Annotated in this window: 25 protein-coding genes, 1 pseudogene and 1 riboswitch; of the genes and pseudogenes, 13 read left to right on the top strand and 13 right to left on the bottom strand. The window is 37.0% G+C overall.

All coding sequences use genetic code 11. The annotated features are described in order from the left end of the window. Nucleotides 1–109: 109 nt before the first annotated feature. Nucleotides 110–1,226: pseudogene (locus tag AMS59_RS05455) on the top strand (IS4 family transposase); the annotation flags it as partial. Between the two features lie 99 nt (nucleotides 1,227–1,325). Here the strand turns inward: AMS59_RS05455 and AMS59_RS05450 are convergent. Together AMS59_RS05450 and AMS59_RS24075 are read right to left on the bottom strand one after the other, a co-directional pair. Further along, a complete protein-coding gene (locus AMS59_RS05450) occupies nucleotides 1,326–1,613 on the bottom strand; it encodes a hypothetical protein (protein WP_053482729.1) in 288 nt (95 codons plus the stop codon). A gap of 471 nt (nucleotides 1,614–2,084) precedes the next feature. Then, on the bottom strand, nucleotides 2,085–2,348 hold the full coding sequence (locus tag AMS59_RS24075) for a Parvovirus coat protein VP1-like protein (protein WP_082337387.1): 264 nt from the start codon (nucleotides 2,346–2,348) through the stop codon (nucleotides 2,085–2,087). 222 nt (nucleotides 2,349–2,570) lie between these two features. Here AMS59_RS24075 and AMS59_RS05445 point away from each other — a divergent pair, with 222 nt between their 5' ends. Beyond that, complete coding sequence (locus tag AMS59_RS05445; protein ID WP_053482728.1) at nucleotides 2,571–3,617, top strand: DUF418 domain-containing protein; 1,047 nt, start codon at nucleotides 2,571–2,573, stop codon at nucleotides 3,615–3,617. A 31-nt stretch (nucleotides 3,618–3,648) separates the two neighbouring features. Here the strand turns inward: AMS59_RS05445 and AMS59_RS05440 are convergent, their stop codons facing one another. Then, the gene (locus AMS59_RS05440) at nucleotides 3,649–4,083 is read right to left on the bottom strand and encodes a hypothetical protein (RefSeq protein ID WP_053482727.1); all 435 of its coding nucleotides are present in this window, start codon (nucleotides 4,081–4,083) and stop codon (nucleotides 3,649–3,651) included. Between the two features lie 557 nt (nucleotides 4,084–4,640). On the opposite strand from AMS59_RS05440, the gene AMS59_RS05435 reads away from it, so the two are divergent. The 3 genes from AMS59_RS05435 to AMS59_RS05420 all read left to right on the top strand — a co-directional run bounded on the left by AMS59_RS05435 (nucleotide 4,641) and on the right by AMS59_RS05420 (nucleotide 8,035). Further along, nucleotides 4,641–4,847, top strand: coding sequence for a hypothetical protein (locus AMS59_RS05435; protein ID WP_053482726.1), 207 nt, complete (start codon nucleotides 4,641–4,643; stop codon nucleotides 4,845–4,847). Between the two features lie 1,164 nt (nucleotides 4,848–6,011). Continuing rightward, nucleotides 6,012–6,761, top strand: coding sequence for a hypothetical protein (locus tag AMS59_RS05425; RefSeq protein WP_053482724.1), 750 nt, complete (start codon nucleotides 6,012–6,014; stop codon nucleotides 6,759–6,761). Between the two features lie 14 nt (nucleotides 6,762–6,775). Then, the gene (locus tag AMS59_RS05420) at nucleotides 6,776–8,035 is read left to right on the top strand and encodes a glutathionylspermidine synthase family protein (protein ID WP_053482723.1); all 1,260 of its coding nucleotides are present in this window, start codon (nucleotides 6,776–6,778) and stop codon (nucleotides 8,033–8,035) included. A 50-nt stretch (nucleotides 8,036–8,085) separates the two neighbouring features. On the opposite strand, the gene AMS59_RS05415 is transcribed toward AMS59_RS05420, so the two are convergent. Next, a complete protein-coding gene (locus AMS59_RS05415; protein WP_053482722.1) occupies nucleotides 8,086–8,559 on the bottom strand; it encodes a YbaK/EbsC family protein in 474 nt (157 codons plus the stop codon). Between the two features lie 130 nt (nucleotides 8,560–8,689). Between AMS59_RS05415 and AMS59_RS05410 the strand changes: the two genes are divergently transcribed. From AMS59_RS05410 to AMS59_RS05400, 3 genes are all read left to right on the top strand, one after another. Further along, nucleotides 8,690–9,841 carry a PstS family phosphate ABC transporter substrate-binding protein gene (locus AMS59_RS05410; RefSeq protein ID WP_199777663.1) on the top strand — a complete coding sequence of 384 codons (1,152 nt, stop codon included), beginning with the start codon at nucleotides 8,690–8,692 and terminating at the stop codon, nucleotides 9,839–9,841. Between the two features lie 31 nt (nucleotides 9,842–9,872). Then, a riboswitch (guanidine-I (ykkC/yxkD leader) is annotated at nucleotides 9,873–9,968 on the top strand. 558 nt (nucleotides 9,969–10,526) lie between these two features. Beyond that, nucleotides 10,527–10,868, top strand: coding sequence for a multidrug efflux SMR transporter (locus AMS59_RS05405; RefSeq protein ID WP_053482720.1), 342 nt, complete (start codon nucleotides 10,527–10,529; stop codon nucleotides 10,866–10,868). Beyond that, nucleotides 10,868–11,182, top strand: coding sequence for a multidrug efflux SMR transporter (locus AMS59_RS05400; protein ID WP_053482719.1), 315 nt, complete (start codon nucleotides 10,868–10,870; stop codon nucleotides 11,180–11,182). Before AMS59_RS05405 ends, AMS59_RS05400 begins: the two co-directional genes overlap by 1 nt. Nucleotides 11,183–11,319: 137 nt before the next feature. Here the strand turns inward: AMS59_RS05400 and AMS59_RS05395 are convergent, their stop codons facing one another. From AMS59_RS05395 to AMS59_RS05380, 4 genes are all read right to left on the bottom strand, one after another. Continuing rightward, nucleotides 11,320–12,195: a glycine betaine ABC transporter substrate-binding protein gene (locus tag AMS59_RS05395; RefSeq protein ID WP_053482718.1), complete on the bottom strand. Its 876-nt coding sequence runs from the start codon at nucleotides 12,193–12,195 to the stop codon at nucleotides 11,320–11,322. Nucleotides 12,196–12,493: 298 nt separating this feature from the next. Next, nucleotides 12,494–13,348 carry a proline/glycine betaine ABC transporter permease gene (locus tag AMS59_RS05390; RefSeq protein ID WP_053482717.1) on the bottom strand — a complete coding sequence of 285 codons (855 nt, stop codon included), beginning with the start codon at nucleotides 13,346–13,348 and terminating at the stop codon, nucleotides 12,494–12,496. After that, nucleotides 13,341–14,540 carry a glycine betaine/L-proline ABC transporter ATP-binding protein gene (locus AMS59_RS05385; protein WP_053482716.1) on the bottom strand — a complete coding sequence of 400 codons (1,200 nt, stop codon included), beginning with the start codon at nucleotides 14,538–14,540 and terminating at the stop codon, nucleotides 13,341–13,343. Before AMS59_RS05385 ends, AMS59_RS05390 begins: the two co-directional genes overlap by 8 nt. A gap of 283 nt (nucleotides 14,541–14,823) precedes the next feature. Further along, the gene (locus AMS59_RS05380) at nucleotides 14,824–15,459 is read right to left on the bottom strand and encodes a TrkA C-terminal domain-containing protein (protein ID WP_053482715.1); all 636 of its coding nucleotides are present in this window, start codon (nucleotides 15,457–15,459) and stop codon (nucleotides 14,824–14,826) included. A 270-nt stretch (nucleotides 15,460–15,729) separates the two neighbouring features. Between AMS59_RS05380 and AMS59_RS05375 the strand changes: the two genes are divergently transcribed. Genes AMS59_RS05375 through AMS59_RS05360 form a run of 4 tightly spaced genes read left to right on the top strand, consistent with a single transcriptional unit; the run spans nucleotide 15,730 to nucleotide 19,247 of the window. Continuing rightward, nucleotides 15,730–16,461 (top strand): GTP cyclohydrolase II, encoded by a 732-nt coding sequence (locus AMS59_RS05375; RefSeq protein WP_053482714.1) that lies wholly within the window; start codon nucleotides 15,730–15,732, stop codon nucleotides 16,459–16,461. A gap of 14 nt (nucleotides 16,462–16,475) precedes the next feature. Then, nucleotides 16,476–17,585: a bifunctional diaminohydroxyphosphoribosylaminopyrimidine deaminase/5-amino-6-(5-phosphoribosylamino)uracil reductase RibD gene (ribD, locus tag AMS59_RS05370; protein WP_053482713.1), complete on the top strand. Its 1,110-nt coding sequence runs from the start codon at nucleotides 16,476–16,478 to the stop codon at nucleotides 17,583–17,585. Next, nucleotides 17,582–18,667, top strand: coding sequence for an FAD-dependent monooxygenase (locus tag AMS59_RS05365; RefSeq protein WP_053482712.1), 1,086 nt, complete (start codon nucleotides 17,582–17,584; stop codon nucleotides 18,665–18,667). Before ribD ends, AMS59_RS05365 begins: the two co-directional genes overlap by 4 nt. Before the next feature lie 16 nt (nucleotides 18,668–18,683). Then, the gene (locus AMS59_RS05360) at nucleotides 18,684–19,247 is read left to right on the top strand and encodes a nucleotidase (protein ID WP_053482711.1); all 564 of its coding nucleotides are present in this window, start codon (nucleotides 18,684–18,686) and stop codon (nucleotides 19,245–19,247) included. Nucleotides 19,248–19,307: 60 nt separating this feature from the next. On the opposite strand, the gene AMS59_RS05355 is transcribed toward AMS59_RS05360, so the two are convergent. The 5 genes from AMS59_RS05355 to AMS59_RS05335 all read right to left on the bottom strand — a co-directional run bounded on the left by AMS59_RS05355 (nucleotide 19,308) and on the right by AMS59_RS05335 (nucleotide 24,402). After that, nucleotides 19,308–20,075 (bottom strand): IclR family transcriptional regulator, encoded by a 768-nt coding sequence (locus AMS59_RS05355; protein ID WP_053482710.1) that lies wholly within the window; start codon nucleotides 20,073–20,075, stop codon nucleotides 19,308–19,310. A gap of 80 nt (nucleotides 20,076–20,155) precedes the next feature. Next, nucleotides 20,156–21,298: a CaiB/BaiF CoA-transferase family protein gene (locus tag AMS59_RS05350; RefSeq protein WP_053482709.1), complete on the bottom strand. Its 1,143-nt coding sequence runs from the start codon at nucleotides 21,296–21,298 to the stop codon at nucleotides 20,156–20,158. A 20-nt stretch (nucleotides 21,299–21,318) separates the two neighbouring features. Beyond that, on the bottom strand, nucleotides 21,319–22,125 hold the full coding sequence (locus AMS59_RS05345) for an enoyl-CoA hydratase/isomerase family protein (RefSeq protein WP_053482708.1): 807 nt from the start codon (nucleotides 22,123–22,125) through the stop codon (nucleotides 21,319–21,321). A 49-nt stretch (nucleotides 22,126–22,174) separates the two neighbouring features. Continuing rightward, nucleotides 22,175–23,251: an acyl-CoA dehydrogenase family protein gene (locus AMS59_RS05340; protein WP_053482707.1), complete on the bottom strand. Its 1,077-nt coding sequence runs from the start codon at nucleotides 23,249–23,251 to the stop codon at nucleotides 22,175–22,177. Further along, nucleotides 23,248–24,402, bottom strand: coding sequence for an acyl-CoA dehydrogenase family protein (locus AMS59_RS05335; protein ID WP_053482706.1), 1,155 nt, complete (start codon nucleotides 24,400–24,402; stop codon nucleotides 23,248–23,250). The genes AMS59_RS05340 and AMS59_RS05335 overlap by 4 nt, the downstream gene beginning before the upstream one ends. Nucleotides 24,403–24,624: 222 nt before the next feature. Between AMS59_RS05335 and rpoN the strand changes: the two genes are divergently transcribed. Beyond that, entirely contained in the window at nucleotides 24,625–25,962 is a 1,338-nt protein-coding gene (gene rpoN, locus AMS59_RS05330; RefSeq protein ID WP_053482705.1) for an RNA polymerase factor sigma-54, read from the top strand. Nucleotides 25,963–25,998 lie beyond the last annotated feature (36 nt).

The raw sequence follows: 25,998 nt of genomic DNA, 5'->3' as shown, positions 1-25,998 counted from the left end.
TCACGCGTGTTGATTATCTAGTTTCTTCCAATAAAAATTAAATAAAAAGAGAGATTCTCATGTAAAATGTTAGTTACGACACAAACAATTACGAAATGAGGAATCTCTCTTGAACAAGAATAACACGATTTTTACGCTCATTCAAAACTTTCTTTCAGAGGCAGAATGGCAATCAATCTTAAGCGAATTCGGTTATGTAGAAACAGCACGAAAATGTACGGTTCCCACGCTCATTTCGTATTTAATTGGTGCTGCAACGAACGAGTGGAAAAGTTTACGCCACGCAGCGGATGTGGGTCCAAGTAACGGTCTTGTTTCGGTGAATCATTCATCGCTTTCTAAACATTTAAAGGCACTCGATTACGGCATCATCAAACGTATTTTTGAAGTGATTGTCAGGAAACTCAATCGTGCAGCTCGTCGTCAGTTGAAGATGCCGAAAACGTTATTAGCCGTTGATTCAACTACAATTACAGTAGGCAAAACACGTTTACCTTGGGCTGTCTATCACGGCGAACGTTCAGGTATCAAATTACATGTTAGTTTTACTAATGAAACTTCGATGCCCTTAAAAGTTGTAGAAACAACCGGTTTAAAACATGATGGTCCCATTGGAGAATTCCTTGAAGATAAAAGGTTTATCCTCGTTTGTGACCGTGCCTACTTTTCTATTGATAAAGTCGATCGTTACCTGAAAGAACATCAACATTTCGTGTTGCGTTTAAAAGACAATGTGCAATTAAATCGCAAAAAATCGCTCCAAGGTAGTCGTACCAACGATTCCAATGTGACAGCTGATTTTACTTGCACGCTTGGAACATCACAAAAACAAACGAAAAAGCGCCATCGTGTCGTTCAATTCATGGATCATGAGGGCAAAGAAATACGTGTCGTGACAAGTTTAATGGATATCACCGCTGAAGAAATTGCCAACATGTATAAGTCGCGTTGGGCGATTGAAAGCTTTTTTCGTTGGATTAAGCAAAACTTGAACGTACCTGTACTATTCGGTACAACGAAAAATGCCGTATTCAATCAGCTATTCGCAGCCCTTATTGCCTATGTTTGTTTGAAATTTCTTCATACACAAGGAATTACGAAGAATAATACCAAACCCTTATCATTCGTAGGTTTTACACGGATGTTTCTTTGCGCTGCCCTGCCTCTAGAATGGCGAATCAGGATGAAAGAAATCCTGATGTTTCATTGGGACATAAATCATTCAGNTTGCGCTGCCCTGCCTCTAGAATGGCGAATCAGGATGAAAGAAATCCTGATGTTTCATTGGGACATAAATCATTCAGTGACTGTATAATTTTGATTAATCAACACGTGTGATATTTATTAATTATAGTAACTAAAATCGCTAGAAGAAATACGATAAGACTATTAAGTAGCAAATAGTAGGCAAGATTCAACCCGTAGAATACCGCAAAGGCATCACGAATAATAAATAGTGCTAATACACTTCCTAGTCCACCAAAAATACCTGCTAGTAGTAATATTATGAATGCAGCAAAATATAGATTTTTCTTTTTTTGGAAGAATACAAGCCCAATAACATTTGCCATAACGATAAAAAAGCCCATAAGTATTAAGAAAAAACTTTCCATTTAACTCCCTCTTTTCAAAAAAACGATTTTTCTTAATGGAATAACTATCCCTTAATTACTTTTCCTTCTCGACTCATTATATACAATAAATGTAATTGGAGACGATTATTAAGCAAATTTCCCTAATAATACTATCACTAGTTTAAGATTATATTTCCAATCTTTAATTACTGTACAAAATATGAAAATATTAATAAATAAGGTGTAATAGTTGAAGAAGATAGCCAAATTGGAAGCAACAATCTTTGGGAGCTCCTTTTGAATGACCGCAACATTAGATTGATTAACGAACAAATTAGTTGTTGTAGTAAACAAGGTCATTTCTGGTAAAAAGAGGATAGATAGAGCGAATTTATTTAAGCTCTTCTATCCTTTTTGTGTGACATTAAATAAGAATTCACTATTTAAAATAGTTTCAGCCTATAACTTGACTTTTAATAAAAAAATAACATCGTGAGCTTTCTTTATTGTTTAAAAGAACCTATTCCGCATTTCGAAGATATTGTAAAACAATTTAGCATCTCTTGCCATTTTATTATTAGCGTTCATTTTTGGTCGTAAGCAGTTTTGGAACATTTCATCGCAATATCTTGATCTGCCATATCGATCATAACATTCGTCGTGTAATTTGCAGCATGAATCTACGGCGTTGATAGGTCTACCTGGTCCTGAACATCCTGGTCCACAGTATTTATAACCAGGGTAGCAAAAACCAAATTGGCGGTGTCTGTTCATCATCTATTCCCCTTTTTTTAAAGAAATAATTGTTATTATAAAATATGAAATTTTTGCTTGTAGAAGGGGATTAAAAACTAATGTAAGTGAAAAAAGGCTTTAACTGATGGGATAAATTTATAAATGTAAGATTACTGTAAGCTTTTAAAAAAACTACTGTAAGGATGGGAGGCTATGATAGCCATAGCGCAGTAAAGTATGAAAGATAAGGAGTTTTTAAGAATGAATCCATCTGTTACTCAAAAAGAAAGAATCGTTTCCTTAGATATTATTCGTGGTCTAGCGTTATTTGGCATTTTGTTTATAAATGTAGCAGCCTACCAGGTAATAGTAGAGGGAGGACCGATGCCTGACTTTAGTGGAATTAATGGTATTATTGATACGCTTATTGATATTTTTATTGAGAAGAAATTCTTTTCGATTTTTTCATTCCTCTTTGGTGTAGGTTTTTATATTTTTACTTCACGTGCAGAAGCGCGTGGCGATAAGCCAAGATGGCGTTTTGCGAGACGTTTACTAGCTTTATTATTAATTGGCATTGTCCATATATTTGTTTTCTGGGGTTCAATCCTTGCTATTTATGCAGTGTTAGGTTTTTTCCTGATACCTTTTTATAATGCAAAGATTTCAACGATTAGTAAATGGTTATTTGCGATTATTACTGTTCATATCCTGTGTATTCTTGGACAAATATTAATGCCAAATCAAGAAGCCTTTTCAACTGTTTTTGGTTTATTAGGAAATGATGCAATTACTATTTTTATCATGTTTTTAACTGGTTTTTTAGTAGCAAAAGCTAATTGGATTAGTAGTATTAGTGAATACTCAAAACAAATAAAGTGGATACAATTTGTGACGTTCCCACTTTTTGTTGGCATTTCAATATGGATTTGGTTTGCAGCTCAAGGTGGATACGAAAATCTAAATTCCGTTATTAGTTTAGGGGTAATTCCGACAACGTATTTTTACTTAGCTTGTCTATTTGTTTTGTTAGAAAATAAGAAAATTGCGAAGCTGCTTAAGCCAATTGGACGAGTTGGTCAGATGGCATTTACAAATTATTTGGCTCAAAGCTTTATTGGTCTAGCTATTATGTCATTAATGGGGCTTGAAGTTGTTTCACCTTCTGATGTAGTGATTATTGCAATCTTAATTTTTATCATTCAAATTATCTTTAGTGTCATCTGGTTCAAATTCTTTAAAATGGGGCCATTTGAAAAACTATGGCGCTTTATGACATATGGAAGAAAAGCAGTACCGACTAAATAAATATCTTTGCATCTATAATACATCCAAGTTTTTATTTTACATTAACATCAAAAACAAAGGTCTCTTTTCCTTTATCCCATGTTACCTTTAGTTCATAAATATAATATCCTTCTTTAGATGGCATTGTTATTTTATAATCATTCATTTCAACATTATCAATTGTACCATCTTCATTCTGTTTAGATATTGTTATAAATGAAGGGTTTTTTTCAATTTCAAAATTTAATATATCTTTTTTTTCGACATCTAATGTTTCAAAATCATCGGCTAATGCATTTAGATCACGAGAACTCATTTCTGTTATTTTTACATCGTCTTCATCCCATTCGAAATTACTTGGAACCATAGTATATTGTTCTCCGTTCACAATAACTTTGCCTTCAGGCTGACTAAAAGTACCGTTTGGGAAACCATTACATCCACTCAAAAGAGTAAAAATCAAAATGGATAAAATTATTTTTTTCATTTCAACACCCCTATAAATAAAATAATAGACTCAATTATAGTAAATGTTCTTTCAGTTATAACAAGGAAAATCTTTTGAAAATACAGAAATTATTTGATATATGTTATTATTTACATTATATAACAATATTAGGGGGAGGGTGAAAAAAGTTTATTGTCAGGTCTTATTTTAGCAGGTAGTTTTTTATTATTTAATAATGATGCGTCAGCAGAAGAACTAAGCAATTCCACAAGTCAAACATCCGAGTCTACAGATAATATCGTTTATTACGATACTGACAAACAAGATATATTAATCACGGATTAGTACAACTGTTGGTGGTTCAGCAAGCGTTAACTACGAAAAAGGAAGTATAACAGATGGCCTTTCATTTGACGTTAGTATAAGTACTAATCAACAAAAGTGGCCGTTATGGGATGATAATGTATTATACTGGTAAGTAGTTATTAAAGTAAGTTAAATTAATAAGTTAATTCAATCGTAATTGGTGATAGAAAGACAATAACCGATGCTTGAGCATTAAGTTATTGTCTTTCTTTTTAAGTAGGAGGGATATTTTGAACAAAAGTCGGTTCATAGTTGTTCTTTTGCTAGTTTTTTTAGTAGCCGGGATAGGTACTTATACGTATTATCGCTTTAACCCAATAATTAATATTAATACTAAAATAATTGAGCTTGATGAAAAAACTCAGGAAAATTACAATAATATAGATAAATCTCAGAAAAATAACTATAAAAAACTAGAATTTACATTAAATATATAACATTCTGATAATATAGATGATTTAGAAATAAACATACCCTATTCATTTCGTGAGTTATTAGGGGAAGACGTTTATTGGAACGGTTCTAGTTATCAAAATAAAGATTCAGAAAAAAATAAGATAGAATATAAAGACGAAATCATTATAAATTATAAGCAGCTTGAAAATAAGGATATCAAAGATTTATTGAGTAAAGGAACGATCACAATAACATGGAAATTAGACGGAAGGAAGAAAAGTAAAACATTTAATATTGGAGAAACCATTACATTTTCCAAGGCATAGAGTGTAGGTGATTGTATTAAAACCTTGCGGAATTGAACTGCCCCGTAAAAGTTAGACGTTTATTTGACTAATTTAAAGAGCATACTATTTACTGTATAAAGTAAAGACGAAAGATTAATTTTAATCCATTATTTCACGAAATTCAATAGCCATTGTTTTGAAAAAGGTAGATCAAAACAATTGCTTTATTTAATTTTAAAAGCTTTTTAAGGAAAAATAGTGGGAATTATTAGCCTAATGCAATTCAGATATTCTTATTTCCTAGAGGAATTTTAAGATAACCATCACTGAAAAGACAAAAGAGGCTTTCTTAAATAAAAGTAAGCCTGTATGGCACTAAGAGTTTTTATTACTATTTAATCTGGATGTATTATAGATCCTTTTGTTCAAAAATAGCATTAAATTTATTAGTAATAACATTTAAATTTTGTTCTTTTGATTTAGTTTCCGAATTATTAGTTTGTTCTAATATTAAATCTTCTGTTTTAGGAAAATGAGTAATAAAATTCGATAAATCAGTATTTTTACTAATATCAGATTTGAAATCTAATAGTTTACCAATTCCTAATTTTGATCTTAACTGTGTAAAGTTACTTGAAACCACCATTTTAGTATATAAATCTTCGAAATGCTTCGCATATATTCGAGTATTATTTAATTCTTTTTTTAAATTTTCGTTTTCAGCCTCATATTTCTTTAATAATCGATTTTCCTCTTTATATTGTTGTAACTCTTCATAAAGCGAAACTCTCTGTGGTAATAATTCTAATATACCAGGGGGTTTTTAGTGCTATGATAATATGTATGAATTTGTAAAAAAATGAAACCTAAGAAGGAGACATCCGTAGAATAGGTATCGAAATAAAGGAGAAATAAGATATGGCAAAACAAATGAAAAAATACATAGCAGTAACAACGGTGTCACTGATGACTATGCAATTAGCCGCGTGTGGGAATACAGAAACTCAGACTGTCAAAGAGTCTACTGCTACTACAGATAATACAACGGAAAAAAATAATACTTCAACAGCAGGGAATGGTGTACAAAGTGTCTATGACAGCGACATGGCAAATTCATGTAAAAAATGGAAAGAAAGTGATGATGGTTCGTTCGAATGTTTAGATGAGAATTCGCCTCATTATGCACATCATTTCTTTAATGGACTTATGTATTCAACTGCAGGAGCAATGCTAGGAAGTGCCATTTATAAAAGCCGCAATTTAAGAAATGGTACAGATAGAGATGTTAAAGGTGGCGGTTCAGCAGTACCACGTACGAATTATAGCAATACGAACAAAAGTAAAAATACGAATTCAAATGGAATTACGACGAATGGCTCTCAAAATCCGTCTAGTACAACATCTAATAGCTCAAATAACTCAACAACAAATAGCTCGAATAACTCAACAACAAATAGCTCGAATAACTCAACAACAAATAGCTCAAATAACTCAAATTCAAATACAAGCGGTTCCAATTCTTATTCGAGTGGCAAGCGTTCATACTCAAATAGTTCAGGTTCATCGACGAATAGTTCTAATTCTTATTCAAATCACTCATCATCCAGTTCGGGGAAATCAGGCTTTGGCTCAGGTGGTGCCTCTCGAGGGGGCTCTTCATCTTCTTAAAAGGAGAAATCAATATGGACAATCATTTTCAACAACGCCAAGCGTTTTATTCTCAATTTCCTCATTTCTTTCCAGACTTTGAGGACCTTGAGTATGCCTTATACGATGTACTAGATTTACCTAAAGAGAAAATCGATGAAATCAGCTATGCTTCTACTATACTTTGGAAAATATTTTTGAAGGTTGGGAAACAATTTAAGCATTTATCGGATGAACAACTTTTAGCACTGGGCATTCGTTCTGAAATGCTGCCATATATCCAATTAGATTATTTACAGCAACAATCGGTACTGGCTCGCTTCGATTTTATTTGTACAGAGGACGGACAAATAAAATGTCTAGAATTAAATGGTGAAACGCCATTTCTTGTTCAAGAAACCTTTGAGATAAATGAAGCGCTTTGTCAGCATTTAGGATTTGATAGTCCGAACGATGTTTCAGCATTACATAAAACCTTGTCGGGTGCACTTTTTTCGGCTATGCATTATTTAAATGATTTGAAAAAACCTAAAATTGTTATTACGGGGAAAACAGATGCGGAAGATTATGAGGAATATTGTCAGGTACAGTTTTTAAAGAAATGTATACCTTTTGATGTGGAATATGTTCCTATACAAGAGCTAATCATTTTTTCTAGTAACACCGCTAATATAACTCGAGGCCTTTATACGCCTGCAATGGAGAAAATTGATATTTTATATCGTCCTGCACACCCAGTAGAGTTTTTAATAGATGATGTGTCTTCCGATTGTGATCGTATAGGTCTACAATTACTGGAACTTGTAAAAGATGGGCAGCTTGCTATTATTAACGCACCCGCTGCATATGTACTGCAATCGAAAATTTTATTATGGCTGATTTGGGAACGAAAAGATGATCCGCTTCTTTTTAATGCAGAAGAACGAGCTGCCATACACAAATATATGTTGCCAACGTCTCTTTCGGCAGAGCCATTTGTTCAGGAAAACTTGGCGTTTGTAAAGAAACCTGTCTATTCGCGGGAAGGGAATACTGTAGAAATTTATGCAGCGGATGGTACGAAAACAAATGCCTCTGCGTATACCCATTATGATGATAATTTGTTTATTTATCAGCAGTATGTGGAAATGCCCTCTATAACGATAAAGCTAAAGGATGGATTACAGACAAAGAAATGGTTAATCGGCTCATTTATCGCTGATAATCGTGCATGTGGCTTATCTTGTAGAGTGGGCAATCAAATAACAGAATGGGATTCTCACTGGTTAGCCGTTGGATATAGGGAAGAAAATTAAATAAAAAACGGCGAAACGTTTAATAAAGTTTCGCCGTTTTTCCTGCCTTGTTACTCGTTCCAACCTTTACAGACGTCAACCCATTCTTGATATGGCGTGTAGGTTTCTAGTTCAGAAATAGTAAGCTCAATGGCGGAGTTGCTACTACCACATGCAGGGAATACTGTTGTAAAGCGTTTAAGTGATGCATCTAAATAAATAGCAACACCCTCCTTCACGCCAAAAGGACAAACACCTCCTACCTCGTGTCCAATCTTTTCAAGTACTTCATCTTTTCCAAGCATCTTTGCCTTTGTACTAAAGGCAGCTTTAAATTTTGCATTGTCGACTTTGGCATCGCCTGCAGCAACAATTAATATCGCACCATCGTTTACGAGAAACGATAGGGATTTCGCAATGCGTTCAGGTTCGCATCCGAGTGCCTGTGCTGCTAGTTCAACGGTTGCTGAGCTTTCGTTTAACTCCTGTATTTTGTGTTCCACATTCCAGTGTGCTAAATGTTCACGTACTTTTTCAATTGCCATATGTAATACCTCCTTACAATAATACGTTTTATTTTAACATAATTTTCAGAATATAAAGTTGTATTATCTTCCGGAAATAACCTATTATAAAAATAGTTGGTATAAAATTACACTTTTGGAGGTGGAGCCGATGATTATGAAAGTGCTACAGTCTCTTTTTATATTAATAGGATTACTATTTTTCTCAGGAGTAGTTGCGCTGCACTTAATTATTAGCGGTGGGCTGCATTTTAGAGGACTACTCTTAACCGTTCCGATATGTTTATTTGTCCTATTTGTTTGTTTAATTTTTGATTGGTTGACAACAACAAAACGGAAAATAGGGTTAGCTGGAGTAATGGGCATTGCGTTGTTGATTGCCTCGATTACGCCTATTCAACATTATTACAAAATGAGTATTCCAACTGTTGATGCAGAAATTGATGTGTCAGTCTATCAACCATTTACAGAGCAAAATAAAGTAGTAAAGTCAGATACAAAGGCTTCATTGCAATTAGTTGAGTCACTACCACGCTTAGATGGGGCGACGGCGATGTATCCACTGTATGCTGCGTTTGTAGAAGCTACATATCCAAAGGGTTACTATCCATATGATAGAAGTAGAGTGATGGTAAGTCGTACACCCGAAGCTTATCAAAATTTGATTTCAGGAGATGTTGACCTGATTTTTGTAGCAGCGCCATCTGAATCACAAAAGAGGCAAGCTGAGATGGCAGGTCTTACATTTGATATGACCCCTATTGGACGAGAGGCATTTGTCTTTTTCGTCAATCATAAGAACAGCGTAGAAAATTTATCACTGGAGCAGTTTAAACAAATATACGCTGGAAAAATTACGAATTGGCATGAAGTCGGTGGTGAAAATGCTGCGATTCGTGCTTTTCAACGCCCAGCAGATAGCGGAAGCCAAACAGCACTTGAAAGAATGATGGGAGATACACCAATCATGGAAGCACCTGCTGAAAATGTTGCAACAGGTATGGGTGGTATTATTCATGAGGTATCACAATATCGTAATTATAAAAATGCCATTGGCTACACGTTTAGATTTTACTCAACAGAAATGGTGAATAACAAAGAAATTAAATTATTGTCCATCGATGGGATTGCACCTACAAAGGAAAATATTCGTAAAGGCACATACCCGCTCGTATCTGAATTTTATGCTGTTACAGCAGGAACAGATAATCCTAATGTAAAGAAGTTTATCGACTGGATTGTATCAGATGAGGGGCAAGCACTAGTTGAGAAAGTTGGATATGTACGAGTAGAAAATGACTGAAGAGTTTGCTATACTAGTAGCATAATCAAATAGGATAGTTTTCTAGGGTTCCGTAGCAATGCTAGTCTGGTCCGAGAGAAAACCACAAACTGATTTTGTGACACGGAAGGATAAAAGCCTGGGAGATACTGTTTACAGCAGTGTTCCTTAGGCTTTTTTTATTTGGCTATTGTGAGTAGGACGTTAAAGAAAAAGCTCAATTCAGGGTTTAGGCCACCGAACTGCTCAGGTAGATCAGGAAACTGACTGGGTAAGCAGAAGAGTGATCGAGTAGGTCACCAAACTGCTCAGGTAAGCCGAAGAAGTGATCGGTTAGGCCACCGAACTGCTCGGGTAAGCCGGAGAAGTGATCGGTTAGGTCACCAAACTGCTCAGGTAAGCCGGAGAAGTGATCGGGTAGGTCACCAAACTGCTCGGGTAAGCCGAAAAAGTGATCGGTTAGGCCACCAAACTGCTCGGGTAAGCCGAGAAGTGATCGGTTAGGTCACCAAACTGCTCAGGTAAGCCGAAGAAGTGATCGGTTAGGTCACCAAACTGCTCAGTTAAGCCGGAGAAGTGATCGGTTAGGTCACCGAACTGCTCGGGTAAGCCGAAGAAGTGATCGGTTAGGTCAGAAAAACCGCGTCAGAGAACTGCTCAATATAGTCATTCATCCGTATCTAACAATAAAATGGAGGAATTTGCAATGAACAAACAATGGTTAAGTGTCTTAATCGCTGCTTCTTTTGAAGTCGGTTGGGTTATTGGCTTAAAGCATGCAGGAAGTATTTTTGAATGGATTGGTACCGCAATTGCAATTTTTGTTAGCTTTTATTTACTAATTAAGGCTGGAGAAAGCTTACCAGTCGGCACTGTTTATGCTGTATTCGTAGGCTTGGGGACAGCAGGTACTGTATGTGCTGATAGCTTACTATTTGGAGAGCCATGGAAATTAGCCAAAATTTTATGTATTGTCGTTTTACTTGCAGGGGTCGTCGGTTTAAAGCTTGTGACAGGGGATTCTAAAGAAAAAGAGGTGAATGAATAATGGCATGGGTTGCATTAGTAGTCGCAGGGCTATGTGAGATGATGGGTGTTTATATGATTAGTAAATATAATGATGCTAAAAGTATTAAAAATTTAATGTTATTGATTTTTGTTTTTACCTTGAGCTTTGCTGGTCTTGCATATGCTATGGAAACATTACCGATGGGGACAGCCTATGCAATTTGGACAGGGATTGGAGCTGCTGGTGGCGCTTTGCTCGGTATGTTGTTTTTCAATGAATCCAAAGATTGGAGACGTCTTGTTTGCATTGTTCTTGTTTTAGGGGCAGCGATATTTTTGAAATTATTATCTTAACTAATAGTTTAAATAGTCATCTGGCATCGGTCTAATCGTTGCGGGGTGACTTTTTTTATAATGTTCTTCAAATAAGATTTTGAGGAGCGTAAAAAAAGACAGACAATCGCTCAGCAGTTGTCCGTCTTTTAAAAAAATTATTTTTTTACATCCTTCGTCCATTCAGCAACTTTGTCTGAATTTGCTGCAACCCAATCTTTAGCAGCTTGTTTTGGGTCTTTGCCATCCATAATTTCTAGCATAACGCTCTCTAAGTCTTCTGATGTCCAGTGGAAGTTATCTAGTACAGAATAGACATCTGGTTGATCTTCTTTTAAACCTTTACGAGCGAATGTGTTAATCGTTTCTTCGCCACCATAAACGCCTTTTGGATCTTCTAAGTATTTAAGATCGTATTTAGCGAACATCCAGTGAGGGGACCAGCCTGTCACGATAATGTCTTCTTTATTTTTAATGGCTTTAGCAAGAGAAGTGGTCATAGCACCAGATGAAGAAGTTAATAGATTCCAATCTGCTAAGTTATCATATTCATCTAATGCTTTTTCAGTAGCAGCTGTAATCCCAGCACCAGGCTCAATACCCGTAATTGTGTGATCTGCTTGCTTTTTTAAATCCTCAATCGAATTAACGTCCATATAGCTTGGTACTACTAGACCTATTTTGGCACCAGCAAGGTTTTCGCCTAGGTCATCAAGGTCGTTCTTATATTTTTCGTACTGCGGGGCATGAGTATTCGGTAACCATGCAGCAACCATACCATCTGCTTCACCTTTTGAAACAGCCTCCCACATAATTGCATTATCAAGTGGTGTTAATGTTACATTGTAGCCTAAATCCTCTAGCACCTGACCCACTACATTAGTTGAAGCAATTTCTGTATCCCATTCAACGTAGGCTAGATTGACGTCCTTTGAGTTACCACTACTCTTACTTGAATCATCACCACTACACGCGGCTAGTAAAAAGCCAAGCCCTAAAGCCATTCCTAATTTAGTTAATGTTTTCAGTTTCATCGAATCTTCCTTTCATATATTAACTTCTTTCAGCATACATCTCCCACCTCGATAGGTTGTGAGATGAATAAGGGTTTAAGTTAATTTTCAGCAGGTGTCTAAACATCCGCTGAAAAAGTTAAAGCCTCCGGCGGATGTCACGGATTCAAAAAGGAGTTCTTTGTGCAAGCACAAAGCCGAATCCGGACGCAATTATGCCGAGGCATAATTGATTAGTTTTGTATCAAACTACAAAATGTAAATCTCAGCAGTGAAAGTGAAGAACTAAGATTTGCGTTAATAATCAATTGCCTTTTTTCTATACGGCTTTCTTCTTATTAAAACTTTGCGTTAAGCGATCTATTATAATGGCGAAAATTACTAGACCTAAACCTGCAACAAAGCCATTCCCAACCTGTGTACGTTGTAGTGCAGTTAATACTTCACGTCCTAGACCAGGTGCACCAATCATTGAGGCAGTTACAACCATTGACAGTGATAGCATAACAGTTTGGTTAATCCCTGCCATTATAGTTGATTTGGCAAGAGGGATTTCTACTTTAAATAGTTTTTGTCTTGAGGTACTACCATATGAATCCGCAGCTTCTACTAATTCTTTTGGTACTTGGCGAATTCCTAGGTTCGTCATACGTACAGTTGGTGGTAAGGCAAAAATAACGGATGCAAATACGCCAGGTACGATCCCAATACCAAAGAAAGCAACGGCAGGGATTAAGTAGACGAAGCCAGGCATTGTTTGCATGAAATCGAGTATTGGCTTAATCACATTTTCTGCTACAGTTGACTTGGACATTAGAATGCCAAGAGGAATACCTAAAATGATGGAGATGATACTTGAAAATAGCACGAGCGTAGTTGTTTCCATAAGATGTGTCCATAAGCCTTGATTATAGATAAATAACAAACCAAATAATGAAAACGTTGCGAGCCCGAATTTTTTGCCGGTAATGAAAAAGGCAAAAATAACAACAAGTAAAATAAGAATAATAGGAGGAATGCTCACTAATAAATCAGTGACCTGATTCATGAGTAGTTTTCCGTTTTTTTGAATCAAGTTAAAAAACACTGAAAAATTACTCGTCAACCAGTCCATAACTGATTCTACCCATGGTCCCAATGGAATAGCTGGGATATTGTCTGAAAATTTATTCATGTGAAACAGCCTCCTCATCGCTAGTTGAAAGTGCTTCGATGACAACGCCCCGGATAAGAACACCAAGCAAGCGCTCATCTTTTACAACTGCAATAGGAGTAGGACAATTATGAATCAAACCTAATATATCCTGTAAAAGCATATCTGGTGGAACGGTCAACATATCTGATTGAACAATTGAATGTACCGTTTGTTCTTGTCTCTTAGCTGCAGCCCGTGCGTCGTCAGCGGTAATATAGCCTTTTAAATGTCGATTTTTGTCAACAGCCATTAGTAAACTAACCGTTTCTTCGCGCATTCTTTTAAGTGCTACGGTCGGTCCATCTATATCCACATTGACAGATACAGGTCGAACCATAGCATTTTCAGCAGTTAATACTTTAGAGCGATCGACGTCTTCTACGAAGGTTTTAACATAATCATTTGCGGGATTTGTTAAAATTTCTTCTCCAGTACCAATTTGAATGATTGAGCCATCTTTCATAATGGCGATACGATCCCCAATACGTAATGCTTCATTCAAATCGTGGGTGATAAATAAAATTGTTTTTCTCATTGTGCTCTGTAAATCAAGTAATTCATCTTGCATTTCTTTACGAATTAATGGATCGAGTGCAGAAAAAGCCTCATCCATTAGTAATATTTCAGGGTCATTTGCAAGTGCACGTGCTAATCCAACACGCTGTTGCATACCACCTGATAATTGACTGGGATATTGCTCCTTATAAGCAAGTAAGCCTGCATTTTCGAGAGCTTGCTCTGCTTTTGCTTGTCGTTCTTCCTTTGTGATGCCTCTGATTTCAAGGCCATATTCAGTGTTTTGAAGAAGTGTACGATGGGGGAATAAACCGAAGTTTTGAAAGACCATACTCATTTTATTTCTTCTGACATTACGTAAACTCTCTTTGCCCATTTTGGAAATATTTTCTCCGTCGATATAAATATTTCCGCTTGTAGGCTCGATCAGCCGGTTTAAAAGACGAATAAGTGTCGACTTTCCACTTCCTGATAATCCCATGATAACGAAAATTTCACCTTCATTTACAGTAAAACTTGCATCGTATACACCAACTGTTGCACCTGTTTCTTTTAAGATATCAGTCTTGCTTTTTTGTTGCTTGACGAGTTCTAATGCTTGGGGAATATGTTTCCCGAAAACTTTAGAAACATGTTCCACTTTTATTTTTTCCAATAGAACCACTCCTTTCGTAGATCAATTTCGCCTTGGCGTAATGGGTGTTGCTTCACTTACGCACAGATGAATTGCCACTAGACGTGGCGTTCTTAGGCTGAGTTCCTCTATTTCAGTAGGTGTTTGGACACTTACTGAATGAAGAAAAATACTATTTGAGGATAATGATACCCAAATATAAACAAGTAACAACTTAACCCTAACAAAGAGTTGTTACTTCTGTCAAATCGACAAAATAGAAAAAATCCGCTTAAACGCTGTTATATCAGCGCTTAAGCGGATTTTAATTTGGATATAAAAAGCTCTGAACTCGAGCAAAACTTTCATCATTTCCGATAAAGTAAATGATATCCCCTTCTTCCAAAGACACATATGGACCAGGTGAAAGTAATAATTCATTTTGACGACGAATTCCGACAATCGTACTAGATGTATTTTGCCAAAAATTCAATTCCTGTACTGTTTGGTGGATACAAGGGCTTTCAGCTGTCATTTCTAATTGATAAGGAATAAACGGATTGACGGATCTGAAATGTTCAGTTCGACTAATCAGTTGTTTGGTCTTTTCCTGTAGATTTATTAATTCTTGGTGTTGCTTTTGGATGCTAGACATAAGCTCATGTTGTAGTTCATGGACCGATTGAACATCATGGAATTGTCGGACAAAATGCGCAGCCTTTTCATATGAGATGATTATAACCCCACTGCCTTTGGAAGCCTCCACAATTTCCAAGTCTTGCAAAACGGCAATTGCTCTTCTTGCAGTTTCCGCAGAGACATTGTATTGGCTTGCTAGAGATGATCTTGCGTAAATTTTATCGCCAATTCGATATTTTCTTTCCACGATTTTTGAGGCTAGATCGACAGCTATTTGCTGGTATTTTGGTTGTTTCACCTGCACATTTTTTTCTAATTGCATTTTAAACTTCCTTTCGTCATTACAGTTACCACAGCTTATTATAGACTAGCCTGCACAGAAAAAATAGCATCTCCATAAGCTATTAGTATATGATAAAAACGTAATATAGCAGTTATTGTTTCTAATTAATTTTTTTATAGAGTAGTAGCTGTAGTTTGACAGTTTTTAGTTATTATTATAAACTAAGTTACGTTATGTAAGTGATGTGAAAATACAAGTGCTCAGTTAGTAGGTTTAGCTAGCTGTTAACAATAGAAGGTTGGAGAAAATATGACAATTACTACTAAAGTTTTGGATATAGTGAAAGACAAAATGACGGTCGTGAAGCAATCAGAAACTGAAAGTATTTGCCTAGTTGGTCCAGTAAAATTACCGGTAAAACAGGGTGAATTTTCAGCGACATTTCAATGGTATAACTGGTTAAAAGTAGATGCTAATCAAGAGAAAGAAGAAATTATTGATAGATTAGCATCTGCAAACTTAGCTTTTTTACAACAGTCATCAGTGCTTGTTTATGGAGATTTTGCACATGCAGAGGAAGCATTAATTCGTATGCATAGCATTTGTCATACTGGCGATATTTTTGGGAGCCAGCGCTGTGACTGTGGGTATCAATTACATGAATCGATGAAAATGATTGTGGAGCATGGCTGTGGTGCCATTTTCTATTTAGCAAATCATGAAGGTCGTGGCATCGGGTTATTCTCGAAATCTCTTGCTTATTTATTACAAGAAGAGGGGTTAGATACGGTTGAAGCAAACCATGCTCTTGGCTTCCCGGACGATACTCGTTCTTATGAAGATGCCATTACTGTGTTAGCTGCACTGCGTTCAAAGCCAGTTACACTGATTACTAATAATCCGAAGAAACTTGCTGCATTACAGGCACATGGTTTAGCAGCAGAAGGACATGTCCCATTATGGGGAGGATTAACGGAGACAAATCGTTTTTATTTAGACACGAAAGTAGAGAAATCTGGACATTTGCGCGAAGAGAAGTGAGTGGAGGAACGAAGATGACAACAGATGAAAAATATATGCAGTTGGCACTTGATTTAGCCGCTAGTGCAAAAGGAAATACGAATCCCAATCCACTTGTAGGGGCTGTAATCGTCAAAGACGGTGTCATTGTTGGAACAGGTTTACACAGAAAAGCAGGGGAACCACATGCGGAGGTGCATGCATTCCGTATGGCTGGAGAACATGCTAAAGGTGCAACACTTTATGTAACTCTTGAGCCATGTTCACATTATGGAAAAACACCTCCTTGTGCGAATTTAGTGAAAGAAGCAGCAGTTAGTCGTGTTGTTGTAGCGATGGAAGATCCAAATCCTGCTGTTGCTGGACGTGGTATTCAACTGTTACGAGATGCGGGCATTGACGTAGCGGTAGGTATTTTAGAAGCTCAAGCTCGCCGTTTAAATGAACGTTTTATTCACAATATGCTAACAAAACGTCCATTTATTATTTCAAAATACGCGATGACATTAGATGGGAAAATAGCTGCCCATACAGGACATTCCAAGTGGGTAACTGGTGAGGCAGCGCGTGAGGATGTTCACCGTATTCGTCATGAGGTGGATGGTATTTTAGTTGGTGTTGGTACTGTTTTAGCTGACAATCCATCTTTAACGACAAGATTAAAAGAAGATTATGGAAAAAATCCGGTGCGCATTATTATGGATAGCTCCCTTCGTACACCAACTCATGCTAATGTTTTGAATGTAGAAGAAGCGAAAACAATTATTGTATGTAGTGAGAATGCCAGTCAAGAAAAAATAACAGCATTTGAGGAAAAAGGCGTGACTATATTGCCGGTTCGACATGATTCGCAAGGGCTAGTTGTTGATGATATGCTTGAAAAACTATATCAAAATGGCATTACGGATATTTTAGTAGAGGGTGGCAGTACGATCAACTCGTCATTTTTACAGCAAGGTGCTATTAACAAATATGTGATTTACATAGCGCCGAAGATTCTCGGTGGTCGTTTGTCATTAACACCTTTTGCTGGTCAAAATCCATCTACTATGGATGAAGCATGGGATGTAGAATTTGCTTCGTTTGAGCAGGTTGGGCAAGATTTACGTATTATTGCTTATCCAAAGATAGGTGAAGAAAAGTGAAATATCAAGCAGATGTTTGTATTGTAGGGGCTGGGCCAGGTGGAGCACTTCTTTCGCACTTATTAGCGAAAAAAGGTCTTTCCGTGATTCTACTGGAACAAAAAGCAGCACTTGGGCAGGCATTTCGCGGCGAGCATTTAAATGACGAGGGTGAGGCTGTTTTAAAAAGTCACCAGCTTTTTGAAGCAGTCGAGGAGCTCGGTATATTACGAATGGGAAAGCTTGAATATTACGTAGACGGCAGAGCAATAAAAACTATTCTCCCTGATGAAGCTGTAGGACATTTAGGAATTCATATACCGCAAGCAAATCTATTAAAGGGAATATTACAAGAAACACAGCATTTTCCGCACTTTTCTTGTTTCCTCAATACGAAGGTGACGAAGCTCATAGTTGATTCTTTGGGTAGATATACGGGTGTCATGGCATCAAGGGATGGGGAAACCATTGAAATTAGTAGTCAGTTCATTATCGGTGCTGATGGTCGTTACTCTACTATTCGTAAGCAAGCGCACATTGAGATTCAAAAGCATAAACATGGCTTTGATTTATTGTGGGCAAAAATTCCTACTCCTCAAGGCTGGGAGCCATCGATTAAAATGGCGTTAATAGGTGATAAACAGCTATCCTTATTTACGCAGGTAGGTGGGTTCATTCAAATCGGCTGGAATATTGAACAAGGAAGTTTTCCTCAGCTCAGAAAAAAAGCATTTACGCCATTTATCCAACAGCTTTCAGATCAATTTCCAGAACTATCTGATGCGGTTAAGGAACATATTAGATCTTGGCAAGATTTTGTCTTGCTTGATGTATTCAGTAGTCATTGTAACTGCTGGGGGACAAAGGGGCTTGTGCTGTTAGGGGATGCTGTTCACACGATGACACCAACCGGGGCATTTGGTCTCAATAGTGCACTTAAGGATGCAGATTGTCTTGCGTCATTATTAAATAAAGATACGCTTGCTCATTTTAACGTACAAGATTTTCAACAAATGCGCGAGCAAGCTATTGAAGAAGTATTAGCGAGGCAAATTGAAAAAGAGCAAACATTCGCCACTAACTTCATCAACAAGGCTTCTTGAAGGGAAGAAAAACAACATGAAATTTGGCTTTGATATAGATGACACACTCATAGATTTACGAGCACACGCCTTTGCGCTCTATAATAAAAAACTTGGCAAAAATGTTGCGCTAGAAGTTTTTCAAGCATTGCAAAGAGTTGAAATTCACGAACCTTTTGGTCTAACAGATGCTGAAGGAGCGGCGATGTGGAATAGTTCATTAGAGGACATTTATTTTACGGATTGTCCTTCTTTTGAGGGAGCGCTAGAGACGCTTCAAGCTTTGGCACAGCAGGGACATGACATTTATTATATTACTTCACGTCCTAAACAATATTGTGAGCAAACGCGTGAATGGATGAAAGTACAAGGATTTCCAATTACAGAAGGTCACTTTTTTTGCGGCATGCAGGATACCGAGAAAGTGGCGATCATCAAAGAACTAGCTTTAGATGTTTATGTAGATGATAAACCAGCTGTATTAGAAACACTGCAAGATGTGAAGACAAAAGTAATTTTAAAAAATCAATCCTATAATAAGCATGTTGAACTGCCACGTTTAAATCAATGGCATGATTTCTTAAGATTAGTAAATAATTAAAGCAATACACCCGAATAGCAAGCACTTAAAAAGTGATTCTATTCGGGTGTATTCTTTTTATCAATACAATTGCTTTTCGATTTCTAATGCAACGCTTTGAATAGTTTCAATTAATAAATGTTCATCATAGTCACTGTAGCGTACTTCTGGTATAACGAGTGACACTGATGCAATTATTTGGTTGGAAGCATTTAAAATCGGTGCAGATACAGAACATGCTCCACGCACTCGTTCGCTATTACTTTTCGCGAACCGTTGTAAACGGATATGCTTTAATTCCTCTAATAGCTGCTCTTTTGAAAGTATCGTCCTATCAGTGATAGCTTCAAGACTAATATTCTCCACATATTCTTCAACATTTGGCATAAATGCGAGCAATATTTTAGATGATGCACCTGCATAAAGGGGGGAGGTGTCACCTACAAACATTTTCGTTGAAAGCGGGTATGTTGAATCATAATTTAAAATACATCGTCTTTCCAATCCATCAATAATATTCATGGAAACACTTTCGCCGATTTCTTCGTTTAACTTTTTTAAAATAGGTTCTGCTACAATTATAAGACTTGATTCTTCTTTTACTAAATTGCCTAAATACAGAAGTGAATGACCTAATTGATAGCGCTTAGTACGTTCATCTTTGTGGAGAAAGCCTTCGTACACAAAGGTAGAAACAAAGCGCTGTAAACTGGAAATGCTAATCCCTGTTTTTTTACTTAGCTCAGTTAGGGAAAGGCTAGGCTCATCTTTTGAGAAAGCTTTTAATACTTTAATAGCTTTGTGCAGTGATGACATTGTATAGTTTTTTTCGAAAATCTCCTGATTCATCTCATCACCTACGTAATAAAATAATTTTCTTCGACATCCGCTGGAGCATTTATCTTCATGAATTCTATTATAGCGTAATTTTATTTTTGTAGAGAGGACTTTTGGAATTCGTTTGTATGTTCTCCAAGTATCGGTGGCGCTAGTTTATATTGAATATCTAAATCAGAGAACTTTAACGGGCTTTTGATGAATTTGATTGAACCATATTGTTCGTGCTCTATTTCACCAATCATATCTCGTGCCTTAAATTGCGGTTGTTCTAGTGCCTCAGCAATTGTGTTCACACGTCCACCTGGAATTTTATATTGCTGTAATAAGGTAATCCATTCATCCCGTGTTTTTGTCATTGTCATGTCAGTAATCATCTGAACTAGCTCCGCTTCATGTTGCTTGCGCATCGTATTTGTTATAAAGCGAGGATCATTGGCCCATTCTTCACGTTTTAACATTGTGCAAAACTTTTTAAATTGTCCATCTGTACCAACGCAAATCATTAAGGGGCCATCCGCACAGTGAAACACTTGATACGGCGCAACATTATTATGACGATTACCGAGACGTTCTGAGATAAAACCTGTATTTAAATAAGCGCTTGCTACATTCGCTAAGCTACTCATCTGAACATCTAATAAAGCTAAGTCGATAAATTGCCCTGTATTTGTTTGATCACGCATTCGTAAAGCGGCTAAAATACTAATGGCAACATAATTAGAAGTTAAAATATCTGCAATAGGAACACCAACTTTTGTCGCTTCTCCTTCAGGTGATCCAGTGACATGCATTAAACCACTCATTGCTTGAATAACTGGATCGAATCCTGGTTCATACGCAAGAGGACCAGTTTGACCGAATCCTGTAACTGCACAATAGATGATTCTAGGATTCACTTTTCTTAACTCCTCATAGCTGAGTCCCATCCGCTCCATGTCCCCCGTTTTAAAATTTTCGAGGACGACATCGGCATCTTTGACTAGTTCTTTAAATTTTTCACTGCCATCTATTGTCTTTAAATCTAATGTGATCGATTTTTTATTGCGATTGGCACATAAATAATACGTACTTTGATCATTTACAAATGGCCCCCAATCACGCATACTATCAGAGCCATTTGGATGTTCTACACGGATTACTTCTGCTCCTAAATCGGCCAACATCATGGAGCCAGCAGGGGCAGCATAAACACGAGATAAATCTAACACTCGAATATTTTCAAGAGGTTGCATTGTTCTTCCTCCTAAACACGTCATTTATAAACAGGCTTACGTTTTTCTACAACTGCGTTTACACCCTCTTTAAAATCATCTAGCTCTGTTACAATAGCCATTTGTGATGAAATGTAATCAAGGGCACTACGTAAATCCATTCGTTGACTTTGATAAACAGCACGCTTTATGAATTGCAATGTCGTAGTTGGACGACTTGCTAATTCCTTTGCATAATTCAATGTGTAGTCTTCCAGCTCATGGTCTTCTACAACAAATGTCACAACACCTTTGTCTTTTGCTTCATCAGCTGTTAACACGCGAGCTGTCCAGAACATGTCCAATGCTTGATCGATGCCGATTAATTTCGGTAAATAATAAGCGCCACCGTCGCCTGGAACGATCGCAACGTTAATGTAGCTTTCTGAAATCTTTGTAGATTTTGCAGCAATCCGTATATCGCACATTAAGGCCATATCAAGTCCTGCGCCCATTGCAAACCCGTGTACCTGTGCAATAACGGGCTTATCAATTTCTTCAAGAAGAAGGGGAATACGCTGAATCTTTTTCCACAGAGAATTTTTTCGTGCTAACCCTGTAGAAGAGATATCGTCCTCGCTTTGGAAAAACCCTTCACCAGCTTGCATCGCTTTAATATCCCCACCAGCACAAAATGATTTTCCATTACCTTTTACGATGACAACACGAATATCCTCTGAATCACGAACATTTTCAAGGGCTTCAATCCATTTAGCGATCATCTCTTCACTAAAAGCATTGTACGCTTCAGGTCTATTTAATGTAATTGTGGCTACATGGTCTTGCACTTCAAAAAGTAAATCAGTCATCGATAACACTCCTTATCATGTCATTAGTAGTTTGTCACAAATTAATTACTTAGCCTTCCACTTTAAGTAGGGGAGAGCTTGCGCTAAACGAAGTTAAATATCCCCATAGACTATCTCCGCTATTTTCCAATAGTTGTGTTGCGACAAAATGAGTCCAATAAGAGGTGCTGACTCCTTCATCGCGCCATGACCAAAGTCTACGTGTAAATTGATGCAAACTATGTTCATGGGTTGTACCAATTGCAGCGTGTACTTGATGCGCAATTGTTGTCACTGCTTGAATAATTTCTTCGAAACGAATGCGGGCGTAAGCAACCTCACTATTTTGACTGTTCGTCTGAAGGGCTTCCGTAACATTATTAAATGCTGCAAGAGCGATCGCTGTTTCACCTGCTAAATGTACAATATGCTGTTGAACGAGCTGGAAGCGGTGAATCGGTCGACCGAATTGTTCACGTTCTTTCGTATATTGAACAGTTAAGTCATTGATTTTATCGACGGCACCAGTCATCAGTGCTAATTGAAAAGCAGTATTGAGTGTTGTTATAGCGTGTATCTTGTCATAAGATAACACAGCAGATATTTGTGAAACCTTAGCATGATTGACTATCACAGTATCACGCGGCTCGCTTGCTAAATTTGTACTTAGCTTAATTTCAGCTTGGCTTAAATCTATTTCTACAAGATGTGTGCCCTCCGTACTATGGGCGAGTGTCACTAGATGTTTTGTATGACGTGCCCAAGGGACTTGCATGGCCTCTCCCGTTAATTTGCCATTCTCTAACGTGAAGGCTTGGTTAGGGCAGAGCATATACGTCGCTAAATCCTCAATTACTTGTAAACTAGTAAACTCCAATAAATAATTTGCAAATGTTGTTTCGGCAAATGGAATTGGTGCCGCATATTTTCCAGTTAAACGAACAATATTCAATAAATCCTCTATGTCGCCACCTGCACCGCCATTTTCTTCTGTAATGGCTACAGCTGTCATACCGTTTTCTTTAAACAGATCCCATAGTTCTGGTGCCCAATGACCTTGTTCCACTGTATCGACTAACTCTTTATCGACTTTTTCTTTTAACATGCGTTCTACAACATCGACGATCATATCTTTCATTTCACTCATTGAGCTACAACCCCTTTCGCTACAACACCATACAGTACTTCTGAAGTTCCTCCTCGAATCGTAAAACCTGGTGCATGTAAAATGGATTCAGCCATAAAGCGATCAATTTTACGATGCGCGTCAAGTGTAGGATAAGTCTGTACGATCAAGCGTGTGATTTCAGGAATACTTTGCTCAAATTTCGTACCGAGTGCCTTCACAAGTGCTGCAGGAATAGATACGTCTTCACTATTACCAGATTCTAAAAGCTGGGCTACCCCAATTGACAAATTGCGTAGACCCCAAAGACGAGCTACTATTTTAGATGCTTGCTGTAACCCTTCTAAATTGTTTTGGCGCTTTAACTCTTGAATAAGCTCATCGATTAATGGAAATGTGCTCAATATTCGCTCAGGACCACTGCGCTCAAAGGCAAGCTCTGCTAATCCTTGAGCCCAGCCATTACCGATTTCTCCAACAACCATATTGTCAGGTACAAAAACATTGTCAAAGAACACTTCGTTGTAATGATGCTCGCCAGTTAGAAATTTAATAGGAACTACAGTTACACCTTCCGCATGTAAATCAACAATCAACTGACTGAGCCCTGCATGTTTACTTTTTCCATCAAAAGGACTTGTTCGTACTAAAGTCACCATATAGTGGCAAAGGTGTGCGTTACTCGTCCATATTTTCTGACCGTTGACAATCCATCCGCCATCTACTTTTTCAGCGCGTGTGCTAACCGAAGCGAGGTCAGAGCCACTATTAGGTTCACTTAATCCTATGCCGAAGTAGCATTCGCCTTTCACAATTTTCGGTAAGAAGTATTCACGCTGTTCTTCTGTTCCATACCGTAAAAGAAGTGGTCCTGTTTGGCGATCAGCAAACCAATGTGCAGCAACTGGTGCACCAACAGCTAAAAATTCCTCTGTTAAAATGTATCGATCAATGGTACTCCTCTCTTGACCGCCATATTTTTTAGGCCAAGTTAAGCCAATCCAACCCTTTTGACCAATTAATTTAGAGAATTCAGGATCATCTCCACTTAGCCAAGAATCACATTTTGGCGTGAAGGTTCCTTTTGCTAATTCATCCTGTAGAAACGTTCGAACATCTAAGCGAAATTGCTCTTGCTCTTGTGTAAATTGCACAGTTGGTAAATGAAACATTTGATCACTCCTTAAATTTTACCGTAATGTGGTAACTATTATTGTATATGTGTATTTTATGATCTGTTATAACTGTAGTCAATTACTTTTTTGGAATTATTAGAAAATTTTAACGAATAGAGTGATGAACTAAGTATTAAAAATAAAAATTAGGTGAAAAAATGGAAAATTACAGAATAAACATGTTACTATGTAGAAAATTCTGTAATGGAGGTATGGGGTATGCAAATAGCTATCAAAACTTCCCAAAAAATAATGCAAGTGTTATCACCACAATTAGTACAGCATTTAGAAATACTGCAATATTCAACAAATGAGCTAGAACAGTATATTTATGATAAGGCTAACGAAAACCCACTGTTAGTTGTCACGGATGCGATGGTAAAAATGCAATATGAGGAAATCATGCAATTAGCAAGCTATTCCGATAAGAGTTATTCTACGCAATATTATGGGCCGGAAAATGATTCATTTAACCCTATTGAAATGAAGCTTGCAGTAAAAGAAAGCTATGAGCAGTTTTTATTGGAACAAGTACCTATGCATAAAAATCTATCTTCTATAGATTTAAAGATCTTAACGTTTTTAATCCAATCTTTAGATGAGCGTCTATTTTTAGATGTTGATGTAGAAGTTGTTGCCGATAAATGTAAAACAACTGTTTTGCATGTAGAGGCACTATTGGACTTACTGCAAACTTTCGAGCCGGTAGGAGTAGGGGCACGTAATTATAAGGAGTTTTTACTCATTCAGGTAGACAGTGACGTACTTGCACCAAAATTAGCCTCTCGATTTATCGAAACGGATTTAGAACTAGTGGCTGCACAGGCTATTAAACAGTTAAGTAAAAAGTATAAAACGTCTCCACATGACGTGAAGAAAACTGTCAACTATATAAAAAATTTAAAACCAGTGATGACAGGAGATAAATTTGATGAGATTCCATATATCATGCCAGAAGTCGAAGTAGAAAGATTAGGAGAGGAATGGCTGATTAAATTAAATCGTGGATATTTACCGATCGTTACTATCGATAAACATTATGTTGAAATGCTAAAAAATGATCCGAATTGTAAAACATATTTTAAAGATACAATGAAAGATGCTCTTTTATTATTACAAGGAATTGAACAACGTGATAAAACACTGTACGCATTAGCTAGATTACTAGTGGAAGTGCAAGAGGATTTTTTCCATAAAGGCAAAGAGGCATTGAAGCCTATGCGGTTAAAAGATGTAGCGGACATTTTAAATCTACATGCATCAACGATTAGTCGTGCTGTGCGTGGAAAATATATAAAGACCTCTCATGGTGTGTATGCTTTTCAATCGTTATTTACAAAAGGAGTAATGAATATTTCTGGAAAAATGGATTCTATTATGTATATTAAAAAGCGCCTCAAACAGTTGATCGAGGGAGAGGATAGAGAGAAGCCTTTAACTGATCAGCAGCTTACAAATACTTTAAGTGCGGAAGGTATTCAAATATCCAGACGAACAGTAGCGAAGTACAGGGAAGAGATGAATATTATGAGTTCATTTAATCGAGTATTTGGATAGATGATGTAAATAAACTATTAATGATGTATTTTTGCA

The sequence above is a fragment of the Lysinibacillus sp. FJAT-14745 genome (assembly GCF_001275675.1).
Classification (GTDB): domain Bacteria; phylum Bacillota; class Bacilli; order Bacillales_A; family Planococcaceae; genus Lysinibacillus.
The sequence above is the reverse complement of the archived record's forward strand: the minus strand, read 5'-3'. Positions and strand labels throughout refer to the sequence as shown.

Excerpts from the sequence above, each read along its gene's own strand:
- AMS59_RS05345 (WP_053482708.1), bottom strand. The coding sequence starts at position 22,125 with ATGACTGATTTACTTTTTGAAGTGCAAGACCATGTAGCCACAATTACA.
- AMS59_RS05450 (WP_053482729.1), bottom strand. The coding sequence starts at position 1,613 with ATGGAAAGTTTTTTCTTAATACTTATGGGCTTTTTTATCGTTATGGCA.
- AMS59_RS05395 (WP_053482718.1), bottom strand. The coding sequence starts at position 12,195 with ATGAAACTGAAAACATTAACTAAATTAGGAATGGCTTTAGGGCTTGGC.
- AMS59_RS24075 (WP_082337387.1), bottom strand. The coding sequence starts at position 2,348 with ATGAACAGACACCGCCAATTTGGTTTTTGCTACCCTGGTTATAAATAC.
- AMS59_RS05410 (WP_199777663.1), top strand. The coding sequence starts at position 8,690 with ATGATTATGAAAGTGCTACAGTCTCTTTTTATATTAATAGGATTACTA.
- AMS59_RS05425 (WP_053482724.1), top strand. The coding sequence starts at position 6,012 with ATGGCAAAACAAATGAAAAAATACATAGCAGTAACAACGGTGTCACTG.
- AMS59_RS05355 (WP_053482710.1), bottom strand. The coding sequence starts at position 20,075 with ATGAATCAGGAGATTTTCGAAAAAAACTATACAATGTCATCACTGCAC.
- AMS59_RS05415 (WP_053482722.1), bottom strand. The coding sequence starts at position 8,559 with ATGGCAATTGAAAAAGTACGTGAACATTTAGCACACTGGAATGTGGAA.
- AMS59_RS05375 (WP_053482714.1), top strand. The coding sequence starts at position 15,730 with ATGACAATTACTACTAAAGTTTTGGATATAGTGAAAGACAAAATGACG.
- AMS59_RS05340 (WP_053482707.1), bottom strand. The coding sequence starts at position 23,251 with ATGAGTGAAATGAAAGATATGATCGTCGATGTTGTAGAACGCATGTTA.
- rpoN (WP_053482705.1), top strand. The coding sequence starts at position 24,625 with ATGCAAATAGCTATCAAAACTTCCCAAAAAATAATGCAAGTGTTATCA.
- AMS59_RS05400 (WP_053482719.1), top strand. The coding sequence starts at position 10,868 with ATGGCATGGGTTGCATTAGTAGTCGCAGGGCTATGTGAGATGATGGGT.
- AMS59_RS05440 (WP_053482727.1), bottom strand. The coding sequence starts at position 4,083 with ATGAAAAAAATAATTTTATCCATTTTGATTTTTACTCTTTTGAGTGGA.
- ribD (WP_053482713.1), top strand. The coding sequence starts at position 16,476 with ATGACAACAGATGAAAAATATATGCAGTTGGCACTTGATTTAGCCGCT.
- AMS59_RS05405 (WP_053482720.1), top strand. The coding sequence starts at position 10,527 with ATGAACAAACAATGGTTAAGTGTCTTAATCGCTGCTTCTTTTGAAGTC.
- AMS59_RS05335 (WP_053482706.1), bottom strand. The coding sequence starts at position 24,402 with ATGTTTCATTTACCAACTGTGCAATTTACACAAGAGCAAGAGCAATTT.
- AMS59_RS05420 (WP_053482723.1), top strand. The coding sequence starts at position 6,776 with ATGGACAATCATTTTCAACAACGCCAAGCGTTTTATTCTCAATTTCCT.
- AMS59_RS05380 (WP_053482715.1), bottom strand. The coding sequence starts at position 15,459 with ATGCAATTAGAAAAAAATGTGCAGGTGAAACAACCAAAATACCAGCAA.
- AMS59_RS05445 (WP_053482728.1), top strand. The coding sequence starts at position 2,571 with ATGAATCCATCTGTTACTCAAAAAGAAAGAATCGTTTCCTTAGATATT.
- AMS59_RS05360 (WP_053482711.1), top strand. The coding sequence starts at position 18,684 with ATGAAATTTGGCTTTGATATAGATGACACACTCATAGATTTACGAGCA.
- AMS59_RS05390 (WP_053482717.1), bottom strand. The coding sequence starts at position 13,348 with ATGAATAAATTTTCAGACAATATCCCAGCTATTCCATTGGGACCATGG.
- AMS59_RS05350 (WP_053482709.1), bottom strand. The coding sequence starts at position 21,298 with ATGCAACCTCTTGAAAATATTCGAGTGTTAGATTTATCTCGTGTTTAT.